This is a genomic window from Stieleria magnilauensis (genome assembly GCA_007753675.1).
Classification (GTDB): Bacteria; Planctomycetota; Planctomycetia; order Pirellulales; family Pirellulaceae; genus Stieleria; species Stieleria magnilauensis.
In genome coordinates this window covers 1,897,907-1,910,704 of record CP036432.1, presented here as the reverse complement: position 1 = coordinate 1,910,704, position 12,798 = coordinate 1,897,907, and the positions used below count along the sequence as shown (strand labels likewise).

The following is a 12,798-nucleotide window of genomic DNA, read 5'->3' as shown; positions in this document are numbered from 1 at the left end:
CGGATTCGACAATCGAGTTTATCGATTAGGCAAGCATTAACGATTAGGTGGCTGGTAACCGATAAATGGATTTGAGGAAGTTGTGTACGTGCAACTCATTTCCTATGTCGATGACGCTGAGTCTGCAAAATGTCGTTTCTATCGCTGCTGCGAAACCCTTGGGCTGCCGCCGTTGCTGGCGCTGTGTGGATCACTTTCGGTTCCACCCTCGAACCACTACCCGCCGCCGAGGGGCGTTCCGCTGCGGAAACAAAGATCGTCGTGCAGTCAGAAGCCGCGCAGTCAGAAACGGATTCGCCGCTGATGACCTGGCGGCCCGTCACGGCGGGCAAGGCCGATGCCAGACGAAAACGTGAACCACGTCCCCAGAACCACCAGCGCCCTTCGGTCGCCATGGTGTCGCACGAGTACTTCCCCGGCGAATCGTTCGACGCCCACTGTGACGGTCTCGGCTGTGACGGTCTCGGCTGTGACAGCATGGGAGTGATGAGACGCCATCGATTCCCGTTTTCGATCCACACCGAGTACTTGCTGTGGTCACTCGATGCGGTCGAGCTACCCGCCTTGGTCACGACCAGCCCCGCCGGGACGGCGTTGGAAGACACCGGGCGTCTGGATCAATCCGGGACGTCGATTTTATTTGGCGGAACCGGGGTCGGAGACGAAATGCGTTCGGGGGCCCGTGTCACGTTGAGCTGGGGCATCAGTTCGTGCGGCGATGGGTTTGAATTGAGCGGCCTGGGCGTCTTTGAGGACAGCGAGAGCTTTCGCGACGGACGCGGCTTGTTGGCCCGCCCCGTCTTTGACACCGGGTCGAACAGCGAAAGCGCGATGCTGATCGCCCATCCGGACTTCTTGGCCGGCAGCGTTTCCATACAGGTCGACAGTGAGTTATATGCCTTTGACGCCCTGCGTCGTCAACGACTTTGCACCTCATCGTGCGATCAGCTGGATCTGTTGGTCGGTTACCGGCATGGACGCCTCGATGAATCGCTGCGGATCGACCAAGTCGGCGCATTCACGGCCGCCCAGGGTCAAATCATTTCGGGAACGACTCAAACCCTGTTCGACGATTTTCAGGCTGAAAACCGATTCCACGGAGCTCAGATCGGACTGCATTACCTGCGCCGCTGCCGCAGCCACTCCACATTCAACGCGATGGCCAAACTCGGCTTCGGAGTCAATCAGGCCGAGGCGCGGATCAACGGTCAAACCACTAACACCGTTCCTGGCGCGGGTTCGAGCACCTTCACCGGCGGGCTGCTGGCTCAATCGACCAACATCGGCAGCTATGACGAGTCGGAATTCAGTGTGATCCCTGAGTTGGGTGTGATGTTCACGACGCGTTTGGATCGCTACATCGAATTATCGATCGGCTACAACGTGATCATCTGGTCCAACACGTTGCGTGTTGCAGACATGATCGATCGCAACGTCTCGCAGTTCCCTCCGGAGGTCCCTTCGGGAACGCTTGACCCTTCGTTCCAATTCGAAACCGACACCTTCATCGCTCACGGTTTGAGCTTTGGTGCCGTGGTATCGTTCTAGTGGCGCTGGACGCTTACGCTGTTGGAAACGCAAGCTGGAAGCTTACGCCACTTTTCTCGCGATGGTTGTTAGGACGATTGGACGGTGATGGTTAGCACCTGCTCGACCGTCAATCCGTAGCGATCTTGGGCGAGCACACGGATGCTGAAGGAGCTGGGGGATCCGGAATCGATGGGCACCGCCGATTTCAGTTGGTCGCCGTCGATCGTGAAGGAGGCGTTGTCGGTATCGCCTGTTCCGGCTACCAAGCTGAAGCTATGCACGTCGGTTGAATTGGAATCGGTCGCCGTCAACGTCCCGACGACGGTGCCCGATGGATCGCCGTCGTTGAGTGTCGAATTGCTGAGCGCGACGGCTGAGGGGGCGACGTTGGCTTCGGTCACGTCGATGCTGAAGACCTGTTCGGTGAACAGCCCTTGCGAATCTTCGGCTCGCACTCGAACCGAATACAGCGATTGGATCGCATCGTCGACCGCTTCGGTGATCACCAGTTGATTGTTCTCGATCTTGAAGTCGGCATTATCCGCGTCGCCGTCACCGGAGACGAGTGACAGCGTCAGTGTGTCACCGCTGTCGGGGTCGTCGGCGAACAGGTCTCCGATCACCGTGTCGGCCGGTTGATCGTCGGCGACCGACGAGAAGCTGAGGCTCAGGTTCTCCGGCGCTTCATTGACGTCGGTGACCGAAATCGAGAATGCCTGTTCAAATGATTCGCCAGAATCGTCGGTCGTGCGGACACGGATGCTGTACGTCGATTGTGTTTCGAAATCCAGTTCGGCCGCAGTTTGCACGACACCGTCGACGATCGCGAACGAGGCATTGTCGCTGTCTCCGTCGCCGGCAACGAGGTCATAGGAATGTGTGTCGTTGGAGTTGGCGTCGGTTGTCGTCAACGTTCCGACCGAGGTTCCCACCGCCACGTCTTCGGCAACCGAGCTCTGGGAAATCGAAATCGCGGTCGGGGCGGCATTGGGTTCGGTGACGGAGATCGTGAAGGTTTGTTCGACGACCAGCCCATCGGCATCGGTGACCTGAACTCGAATCGAGTAACTGGACTTGGTGCTTTGATCCGCTGCGAACGCGGTCACCAGCTCGTCACCGGAAATGGTGAAGGACGCGTTGTCATCGTCGCCGGTTCCCGACACCAGGGTGTACGTCAACGTGTCGCCGCTGTCGGGGTCATCGCTGGAGAGTGTTCCCACGACGGTGCCGCTGGGTTGCCCGTCGGCGACGCTGGCATGACTGAGCGAAACCGCGGTGGCTGATTCGTTGACATTGGTGACGGAAATCACCAGCACCTGCTCGACAGACAAGCCACTCGAATCGGTGCTGCGGACGCGGATGGTGTAGGAATCTTGCGACTCAAAATCGAACGATTCAGCCGTCAGAAGTTGACCGCCCGAGATCGTAAAGGATGCGTTGTCGTCGTCACCGTCGCCGGAAACAAACCCGTACGTGTGCGTGTCATTGGGGTTGGAATCGGTGGTTTGCAGGTCACCCACCACGGTCGCGGTCGCACTGTTTTCGGCAACCGTGTCGCTGCTGAGTGTGACTTCCGAGGGTGCCGAATCACCTTGCGTGATCGTCAACACCTGTTCGAAGGTTTCACCGCCGGCATCGGTCGTCCGCACCCGCACGCTATAGCTGGTTTGCGAGCTGAAGTCTAACGTTGCGGCGGTTTGCAATTCGTCGCCGGAGATGGAGAACGAGGCGTTGTCATCATCTCCGGTTCCACTGACCAGGGAGTACGTGAACGTCTCGCCGGAATCGACATCGGTGGTGGAAAGTGTACCGACCGTTGTGCCGACCGCGGCGTCGGCGCCGACGGTGGAACTGCTAAGGGTCAGCGCGGTCGGTGTTTCGTTGACGTCCGAAACGGTGATGGTAAACGTCTGGTCGACTGACAATCCACCCGCATCGGTGCTTCGGACGACGACGCTGTAGCTGGACTTGGTTTCAAAGTCCAACGCCGTTGCGACCAGCAGCGAGTTTCCCGAAATGGTAAACGCGGTGCTGGTGGTGCTACCGTCGATGGAGACGATGTTGTAGGTGTGGGTGTCACCACTGTCGGCATCGGTGGTGGTAAACGTTCCGACGGCTGTTCCGCTGGAAACATTTTCGTCGACCGTCGTGCTGCTGATCGCCAGCGCCGTCGGCGCGGCGTTGGCATGTTCGACGGTCAACGTCAGCACCCGTTCGACGAAACGTCCGGTCGAATCGGTAGATCGCACGCGGATCGTAACCGAGTCCTGGGCAGAGGCATCGAAGGTCTGCGCGGTGACGAGCGCGTTGCCGTTGATGGTGAAGGACGCGTTGTCGGTGTCGCCCGTGCCACTGACGAGTGTGTAAGTGTGTGTGTCACCGGAATCGGGGTCGGACGTCGTGAAGGTTCCCACGGTCGTGCCGACGGCGGACGAGTCATCGATGCTGTCGGACGACAAACTGATTCCCGTCGGAGCTTGAGCATCGGGAAGGTCGGGGATGTTCGGTGTCGACAGCCCCACGACTCGGCGCAGCACATCGCTGGCATCCAACGGGCTCACTCCGTCGACTCCGGTTACGTCGCCCAACAGGACCGGATCAATGTTGGGGAACAAGCGAGTCGACGCGGTGGTGCCGGTCGGGTTGGAGAACACGAACCCTGAATCCAAATCCACTCCGACCCGGGCGATCAGTCGCGCGTCTTCGGCATCGTAACGTCGGTTCTGATTGACGTCGCCGGGGAACGCCACGACATGCAAGGCGTCATCCGCGGCCGCATCCATCGCACCCGCGTTGACTTCGATCGATGTCATGCGGACCGATTGGCTGGTCCCATACGGTGCGTCTTCGGGGACCGTGGCGATGATGTCGACCAGATCGGCGGCGCCGGCGGCCAAGGGAGCGAGGCTGAAGAAGGAGATGGTGGCGACGCCGGGGACGGTCAAATTGACATCGACTTGACTGTTTGCCGGGGCATCACTACCCAATTGAACGCCACTGATGTCCAGCAACGTGGGATCGTACTGGATCGTCAACGTCAGCGACGTGACGCCGTCTGCATCGCTCAATTGAATCGGCAATCCGGGCGGCAGATCCTGTCCGCTGCCGGCGGCCGGAACCTGAATCGCTTGCGTCGGGCCGCGCACGAAGTCCGGCAACCTGACGACGAGCGCCGGTCCGCTGGAAACCGTAAACGTGTCCACAAAATCTCCGCCTGCCGCCGAATCATCGTCGCCGTCCAACAATTCGCCGTCGGCCAGATCCTTGAACCCGTCGGTCGCACTGCGCAGCGTCACGGTGTAGGTGTCGGCTGCCAGCGGTCCGCCGCTGGCGATGAACGTCAGCGACGTGCCGTCAATGATCAACGACCCCGCCACGTCTCCGGTCGTCGCTCCGGTCAGCGTGACATCGGCGGCACCGGCCAACCCGTTTTCAGCGTCGTAAAGGTTGATGACGGACGTGTCAATTTCTTCGCTCAGTTCCGCCACAAACCCGCTGGACGTGGGGTTGAACGAAGCGATCGTGGCGGCCAACACACGTCGCGATTCAAGTGTTTCCAATCGACTTCTTCGCCCGAATTGTTTCCGCGAACGATTTCCGAAAGGCTTGGCGGACCAGCGGCGTGACGTGAGACGCGAGAAAAATCCCTTGGTGTGTTGACGCATATTGACGTGTGACCTTGTCCGGGGAATGCCGGTGCAAAAAGCGGTGTGGGGCAGTCCATCGCGGAAGATCAATCGCCGTCGAAAAATCCATTTTGCGGCGTTTGGCTAACAGGGCAGATCCGCCGACACCGACGATCTGCCCGTGCCTGTCAGGCGGAATCGTCAGCGGGGATGTCACACCGCAAAGAAAGTTTTTTGCACAATTGATGTTGGTACATGATGGCTCCGCTCGTCCCGCCTGCTGCCAGGGAGGGTGACTTAGGATGTGTTGGTGACCAGTGCCTTTTCGGAAGAACCGAGCGTGATTTTCTCCAAAATCTCTGTGACACCTCGCCCCGCGAATCCGCCTAGTCCCTGAGCACCTACCCGAATCCCTGCCTGACAGCCCCATGAAATTGATTTCCAGAAACAGACGACGGCGCCCGGCGATCGAAAGTCTCTCGGCCCGTCGGTTGCTGGCCGCAGTCGACATTGCTGATGATTTGACGGCGGCGCCGGCCTCGGTCGTTTCCGTTCCCGTCAACATCGATGACGCCGATGGAGTCCGCGGTGCCGAGATTCGGCTCAGCTATGACACCGATCTCTTGGATCTGGAAAAAGCCGATGTCACCGCCGGTTCGGTCTGGGACAGTGGCAATGACACCCAAGTGACCGTGAATGTCGACGATGCGACCGGCACCATTATTATTTTCATCTCGTCGTCATCCGAATTGGCCGCGACCGCGGGAAGCCTGGTCGAGTTGCAGTTCACCGTCGACCACGACGCAACGGTGGGTGCTACGACCACACTTGATCTGACCTCGGTCGTTTTAAACGAAGGCCAGCTCAGCGTCACACCGTCACCCATCGCCGGGGACGATGAAACCGACGGGACCCTGACGATTGTCGCAACCGGCTCGGAGACGATCTCAGGTTTCGTGTTCGCAGACGCCAATGCCAACGGTAGCTTGGACGCTGGCGAGGCAATTCCGGGCGTCACGATCACGTTGGTCAACACGACGTCTGGGGCGCAGCAGCAGACGGTGACGGCAGCTGATGGAAGCTATCAGTTCACCGAATTACCGGCAGGGTCGTACACGATCACTCAACAACAACCCGTCGCCTACTTGGATGGCGGGGACAACGAATTGACTGTGACGCTGACGGCCGGCGAAGCGTTGCAGGATCAGAATTTCACCGAACTCGGCCTGCTTCCATCATTCTTGTACAACCGGCTGCTGACGACACTTGTGATGCCGATCGGTTCGGATGCATGGTCCAACGAAATCGCTCGAATCAACGACGACGCAGAATCCGGAAGCGTCGCGACGGCACCCACGATCACCTCCGCCGCGGTCGCCGCAACGTCTCTGAGTTCGTTGGACGCGGCGAATGAATCGGCAACGCTTGCTGCAGCGACATCCGAATCGTTGCTGAGTGTTTCAGCCGGCGAGGGGGAGATGGTTCCCGCGGCCAGCGAGGCGATCCTTGATACGTTCCGATCGCCCGCAGCAATAAGCGCTGTGTTGCCTGAAAACAAAACCCAGGACGAAGACGAAGCTCTCGATCAGGTCTACGCGACGACGCAGCTTTGGTAGGCGGCCAGCGGAGAAGCGGCATCGTCGACATTGCGGCTTGCTCGATCGTCCAAATGGCTCGCGCACTTCACCAACTTCTATCGGTTGGTCTTGTTCGCTGGGGCCGGGAATCGGTACAGCACAGATCGTGACGCACCGTGTAGGGACGGCACGCTTCTCGATCAGTGGTACCAGGATGGCAGTCCAGACACGCAGGCTTGCCGCGGAGCGGTTGGAATTCAGGCGATTGTTGGCAACCGTTTCCGTGACGCAAACGTTCGACGAATCGGCACGCGAGCTTCGTTTGCCGCTACGCGTTGAAAACGCCCATGACATCCGCGCCGCGGAAATCCGAATCGAATACGACCCCAACGTCGTCCGCGCCGAAGAATGGACCGTCGAACCGGGGAAGTTCTGGAACGGAAACGTTTCCATGTCTGTCAACATCGATCAGGAAGCCGGGACGATCACCGCGTTCTTGTTCACGGCGGAACCGGTTGAGGCGAGCGACGGAGATCTGATCAGCATTGGATTCCAAGAGGAGGCCTGTGTAAGCCAACCCGGCGCGGCACCGATCACCGTCAGCCACGTGCATTTCGACGAGCGCGCCGCCGCATTGTCGGTCACCGCGCCGGTCGATCGCCTGCCGGTCTCGCAACCCTTGTCGGAACTCGCCGGTCACTCGTCCCGTCGAATCCATCACACGATCCATCACGCAATCGATCCGCCGATGGGGCCGCTGCGTCCCGATCGAGTGGACGTGTTGATGTCGGGTTGGTGACTGATTGAATCGGAACAAGCCGCTATCCGGTTTTGACCAGAGACCGTGAGCGTCGAAATTCGGCCGGAGAACAATCGTTCCATCGTTTGAACACGCTGCTGAACGATGACGGAGACTCGTAGCCGACTTGGGTGGCGATGTGTGAAATTTCGACGTCGGTTTCGCGTAGCAAACGACGCGCTTTTTGCATCCGCAACTCGGTCAAGTATTGCAGCGGCGCGCGACCGAGAAGATTGCGAAATCGGTCGGAAAACGCGGACTTGGAAACCCTAGCCCGCTGAGCCATCGTGGGGACGGTCCAGGGGGATTCGGGGGTTTCGATCATCGTCTTCAGCACCGGACCGATGACGGTGTCGGTCATCGCCCGCAGCAATCCCGATTGATCGATTTGGTCGACTGACTGAGTGTTGCGATGCAGCTGGGTCGCGATGGTTTGAATCAAAACCAGCTCGGACAACTTGCGGACCGTCAACTGCCAACCCGGCGCCGCATCGCGGATCACCTGGTGCGTTAGATCCAGTAGCGGAAGGCACGTTTTCAATTCACGGTCGCGGCGATGATTGAGGTGGATCAGGGGCGGCAATCCGATCGCCAAGGGGTTGATCGACAGCCCCGTCAATTCAAATTGTCCATACAGCACGGTGGTCGAATCGTGTGGACCCGGCAAGATCGGCCAGATGCAATCGGACAGACGTTCGGCGACAGGTTCGGTGTCGCTGCCAAGTTCCCTCACCAATTGGTGTCGACCGCCATCGGTGGTAATCAGGTGGTCACCGGCGATGACGCGGATCGGTTTGGCAGCCGTCGCGTCGGACGTCCTGCCGCTCAAGCCGCTGCCTGCCAAGCCGCTGCCTGCCAAGCCGCTGCCTGCCAACCCGCTGCCACTTGCAATGTTGCCGCTGGTACCGTTGCCACCGGGCACGAACCAGCCTCCGCCACGCGTGATGACGTACATGCTGACGACGCCGGCGGGGACTTCCAGGCCCCAGCGAGTCGGCAGATGCCAATATGCGGCCTGCCAGCGGGGCAGGTACAGCTTCGACAAGAGTTCCGTGACCGGATCGGATTCCAAGGGGTTCATCAGACGACCGTTCATTGGCGTAGGGTCCGCTGTTGCGGGTACCGAGAGACGCAAATGAGATGTCAATCCAATACCACTGGGACCTGATGCGGTAGCGCCAAACAAGACGCTGCCGATGGGGTTCCAGGCGGAAACCCCGGTGCGAGTGTCACGGCATGGGCACAGTTTTTTAAGAAAAGATCACGCACCCGTCAGGATCGAGCGGAAAACATGTGTCAGATGGATCAGCTGGAAGACGATCCCACGTCAAGGCTACTGCGAACGCGCGGCGTTTGCCGGTTCGCTGCGACCGGCGATTTCGCCACTCAACAGGGCACTTCCCGAGACCACCGAGGGCGTGTTCGTGACAGAACGAGGAAATCCACGGACACCGACGGATTTTCGTTTGATTCGATTCTTGTCGACCGAATCGCCCTGCGTCCACCGGCTGACCAAGGTTGCCGAGCGTTCAGAATCACGCTCTGAATCCAGCCCCGGTGTTTCGGCGATTCGAAAGTTCCGATAGTGCCCCGTGCTGGGCGCAAGTTCGATTCGAATCTTGGACGACAATGCCGTTGGTCCCAACGTGGGAAGCGCGGTGCTGTAGACGCGGATCATGCCACCATGGTCACTGCCGGAGGCGGCGGGCGACCGCACCGGATTCTCGACCAGCGGCTTCACCGGGTTTTCAACCAGCGGCTGAATCGGGGTGTCCGCCAGCGGGGGCCCAGATTGAATGTTTGGCGGCGTCGATGCCGTGACGGCGGATTGCGACAGGTTCGTTGATCGAAGGGTTGCCGGCGAAACCGCAGGCGTCCGCTGAACATCGCTCATGTCGGAATCGACGGTCAGGAACTGCATTCCCAGATCGGCGGTGAAATCAAAACTGGCCAGTTCGTCGGCGTGATCGGAGGGTATTTCAGGGCTTCGTACCGCGATCATGCCTCCCTCGTCATCGGTCAGCGGCTTGTCCGACGGTGACGCGTCGTCGGTCGATGGGACCGACGGGCCGGTCTTGCGTTTTTTGTCCGACGGTTCTTGCGGCAGTTCATCAGCCGGGGCGTTGGTCGATTGACGATTCGCGGTTCGAGCCAGGGGATCAGGCGATGTCGGCCGGATGGACTCCAGACGAATCGCCGGCGCGGTTGGCGAAGCTGTCGCCCCCGTTCGCGGCGTAGCGACCTCCGCCGCGGGCACGTGGCCTGCATCGTCCGTTTCGACGTCCAACGCAAGACCCAAATCGACATCACCAGCCAGCATCGTCCGGCACTCCAGTCTTTCGACCTTGAAACGCAGGGTTCGACGGGCGGCGTCGCGGCGGGGGCGTGGGGAACGGTTCACGGAGTCGTGTCTCATGGGGGCGTCTGGATCGGTTGAACGAGAAACCGCGTTGAAGATTAGTTTGTCAGGTTTCGTCGAGTGGATGCTTTTGCAGCAATTCCGCGAACTCTGGACGATCGAACAAGTCGGTGTCGTCTCGATAGCCTGTCTGGGTCGCCATCTGTAGCGTTTCGTTGGCATACTCGACACAATCGGACTTCGACACTTGGCTCTCCGGCGTGGCACCCGTGCGATCGATCAGTAACGCGGTCGTCAATAGTTCTTCGACGACACCGGCCAGGCGTTCACCGTCGTCAATCCACAATTGGCGTCGACGGAGCGCGAACTCGATCGCTTCGCGGAAGTTTCGGCTCTCCCGCAACAGCCTGCCGCAGTTGAAAAAGTGCTTGCTCAGGTAGTCGCGATAGCGCGGGACTTCGGGGGCCGCCAAATGGGCCAAGTGTTGATGCTCGACCGCCAGTCGATAGGAATCCAGTGCTTGATGCTGGCGCCCCAATTGCTCCAACACGAAGGCGTGGTTGTTATAGATTCCGCCCAGTGTACTTTGCAGTTCCGCGTCATCGTCGAACACGTCGGTCAAGTTGATTTGGTACTTCAATGCATGGTCAAAGGCCCGCCTCGCCGCGTCGAATTGGTCTTGCGAGGCCAATGCCATGCCGAGGTTGTTCTGCGTGACGGCCAAGTCGCGTTGGTAGGTCAATTCGTCCGGCCAGCGATCGATCAATTGTTGTTGGATCTGAGCGGCTTGGCGGTAGGATTCGATCGCGGCGTCGAGATTCCCGCCCGCCGATTGGGCCGCACCTAAACTGTTCATCGTCAACGCGACACGGCTGGCCGCTTTGGAGGTTGCGTGGTCGTCGGACAGTTCCTGCATCTGATGCTCCAGGGCGGCGCGGGCATAGCCGACCGCCCGCTGCGGATTGCGTTCGGCCAACAATCCGCTGAGATTCTGGTAAGTCGATGCAAGTTGCTTGACGAGGACGTCATTCTGCGGTTCGACTTCCGCGATCTTCACACTGCGTTGAAACATCGTCTCGGCTTGGTCCGGGCGATCGGTCTTGCTCAACAGCAACGCAAAGTTGCTGAGCGACATCGCCAATCCCGCGCGGATTTCCACGTCCTGGGCGTCGTCGTCGGCGAGCGATTGCCAGCGCTGGATTGCAGATTCGTAGTGCCATTGGGCATCTCGGTATTGGCCGGCGCGTTCCAACGCCAACGCCAAATTGTTTTCGCTGGTCGCCAGCTGGTGATTGATCGACCGACTGTCTTGGTCGCTGACCGACAGCTGCTGAAACAACCGCAGCGACTCGTGTAGTGAATCGATCGCTTCGCCGGGTGAGCCGATTTCGTTTTGCAACGATCCGATCTTGCCGTAGGTGATCGCCAAGTCTCTGGTTAAGCTGACATCGTCGTCGGCCTGGTTGGCGAAAGCTTGGTAATAGGCCAGCGTCTCGCGGAGCAACTGTTGGCGCACGGCACTGGCCGACGGGATCTCGGACAACAGTTCGGCCATTTGCGCGCCCAGGCGATCGACCGTCGCGCGGGCGAGCGCGTCGCTGCGTTTGGCCAGCAGCGCGTTGGCGTCGGATTCCTGTTTCGCCGCGGCAACCATCGCAATGCTGACCGAGAGTCCGAGGACGACAACCAGCCCGAATACAAACGTCGTGGCGACCATGTTGCGATGGGCGTGTGCCCAATGCGACAACCGGTCGATCATTGTCGGCGGTCGTGCGACGGTGGGTTCGCCACGCAACACACGCTGCATGTCTTCGGCGAATCGCAACGCGGTTTCGTAACGGTTGTCACGCGATTTGGACATCGCTTTGGCAACGACGGTTTCCAGGTCCCTGGGAATGTCGTTGCGCATCGTCCGCAGCGGGGCGGGCGAGCGTTCACCGATTTGACGCAGCACGGCCGGCGTGTCGTTGCCATCATGCGCCGGACGCAAGCACAGCATCTCGTACACCGTCGCACCCAACGAATAGACGTCGGTGCGCCCGTCGATGATCGCAGATTCGCCACGAGCCTGTTCGGGACTCATGTACTTCATCGTTCCGACGATGTCACCCGTCTTGGTCATGCTGGCGTCGGTCTGACAACGTGCCAAGCCGAAATCGGTCACCCAGATCTTGTCGTCGTTGTCCAAGATCAAGTTGGACGGTTTCACATCCCGATGCACGACGCCAAACTCGTGGGCGGCGTGCAGTGCATGGGCGACGTCGATCGCCCGTTGCAACGTGACCGCGATATCGGGTATCTGCCCACGGTCGGTTTGTTCTGCGATCACCGCATCGAGCGAACGTCCCTCGATGTACTGCATCGCGTAGTAGTGGACACCACGCTGAACGCCGACGGTGTAGACCGGTACGATGTGGGGATGATTCAGCTGCGCCGCCGCGTGCGCTTCGTTTTTAAAGCGGGCAATTTGACGAGCGTCCAAGACGGCGGCAAACGGCAACAGTTTGATCGCGACGGTTCGATCCAACGACAACTGTCGCGCGCGATAGACCACTCCCATGCCACCGCGGCCGACTTCCTCCAGCAATCGAAAGTCGCCCAACAGGCGTTCGTCGTCGCAACCTCCGTCGGAACCGTCGTCGCGATCGGCATCGGATTGCGGCGTGAACCCGGCTGCGATCTGATGCAGATCTTCCAGCCCATTGATGTAGCATCGCAGCGGATGAACCAGCTCCGGATCGTCGACCGCCAGATCCTCCAGTAGCGGCGGAACGCCTTGTTCCAATGCCGACAGGTAACGGTCCAGCAATAGCGTCATCCGATCCTTTTGGGCATCGGACAGGTGCCGTGTTGCCGAAGGTTCGACGCTTAAATCGGAAATCGAAGAATAGTCCAACACGTCGTTCG

7 protein-coding genes are annotated in these 12,798 nt (G+C 59.7%); 3 read left to right on the top strand and 4 right to left on the bottom strand.

All coding sequences use genetic code 11. The annotated features are described in order from the left end of the window. Window positions 1-303 precede the first annotated feature (303 nt). Complete coding sequence (locus tag TBK1r_RS06905; protein ID WP_145208421.1) at window positions 304-1,548, top strand: BBP7 family outer membrane beta-barrel protein; 1,245 nt, start codon at window positions 304-306, stop codon at window positions 1,546-1,548. 68 nt (window positions 1,549-1,616) lie between these two features. On the opposite strand, the gene TBK1r_RS06900 is transcribed toward TBK1r_RS06905, so the two are convergent. After that, entirely contained in the window at window positions 1,617-5,090 is a 3,474-nt protein-coding gene (locus TBK1r_RS06900; RefSeq protein ID WP_419581056.1) for a cadherin domain-containing protein, read from the bottom strand. 494 nt (window positions 5,091-5,584) lie between these two features. On the opposite strand from TBK1r_RS06900, the gene TBK1r_RS06895 reads away from it, so the two are divergent. Together TBK1r_RS06895 and TBK1r_RS06890 are read left to right on the top strand one after the other, a co-directional pair. Next, window positions 5,585-6,772 (top strand): cohesin domain-containing protein, encoded by a 1,188-nt coding sequence (locus TBK1r_RS06895; RefSeq protein WP_419581055.1) that lies wholly within the window; start codon window positions 5,585-5,587, stop codon window positions 6,770-6,772. A 175-nt stretch (window positions 6,773-6,947) separates the two neighbouring features. Next, window positions 6,948-7,532, top strand: coding sequence for a cohesin domain-containing protein (locus tag TBK1r_RS06890; protein WP_145208418.1), 585 nt, complete (start codon window positions 6,948-6,950; stop codon window positions 7,530-7,532). Between the two features lie 22 nt (window positions 7,533-7,554). Here TBK1r_RS06890 and TBK1r_RS06885 read toward each other — a convergent pair whose 3' ends face one another. The 3 genes from TBK1r_RS06885 to TBK1r_RS06875 form a co-directional block, all read right to left on the bottom strand. Further along, window positions 7,555-8,628: an AraC family transcriptional regulator gene (locus TBK1r_RS06885; RefSeq protein WP_145208416.1), complete on the bottom strand. Its 1,074-nt coding sequence runs from the start codon at window positions 8,626-8,628 to the stop codon at window positions 7,555-7,557. 237 nt (window positions 8,629-8,865) lie between these two features. Continuing rightward, window positions 8,866-9,933 (bottom strand): hypothetical protein, encoded by a 1,068-nt coding sequence (locus TBK1r_RS06880; protein ID WP_145208414.1) that lies wholly within the window; start codon window positions 9,931-9,933, stop codon window positions 8,866-8,868. 64 nt (window positions 9,934-9,997) lie between these two features. Continuing rightward, a complete protein-coding gene (locus TBK1r_RS06875) occupies window positions 9,998-12,787 on the bottom strand; it encodes a protein kinase domain-containing protein (protein ID WP_145208412.1) in 2,790 nt (929 codons plus the stop codon). Window positions 12,788-12,798: the final 11 nt, after the last annotated feature.

Coding starts and splice junctions, on each gene's coding strand:
- TBK1r_RS06905 (WP_145208421.1), top strand. CDS start 304: ATGACCTGGCGGCCCGTCACGGCGGGCAAGGCCGATGCCAGACGAAAA.
- TBK1r_RS06890 (WP_145208418.1), top strand. CDS start 6,948: ATGGCAGTCCAGACACGCAGGCTTGCCGCGGAGCGGTTGGAATTCAGG.
- TBK1r_RS06895 (WP_419581055.1), top strand. CDS start 5,585: ATGAAATTGATTTCCAGAAACAGACGACGGCGCCCGGCGATCGAAAGT.
- TBK1r_RS06885 (WP_145208416.1), bottom strand. CDS start 8,628: ATGAACGGTCGTCTGATGAACCCCTTGGAATCCGATCCGGTCACGGAA.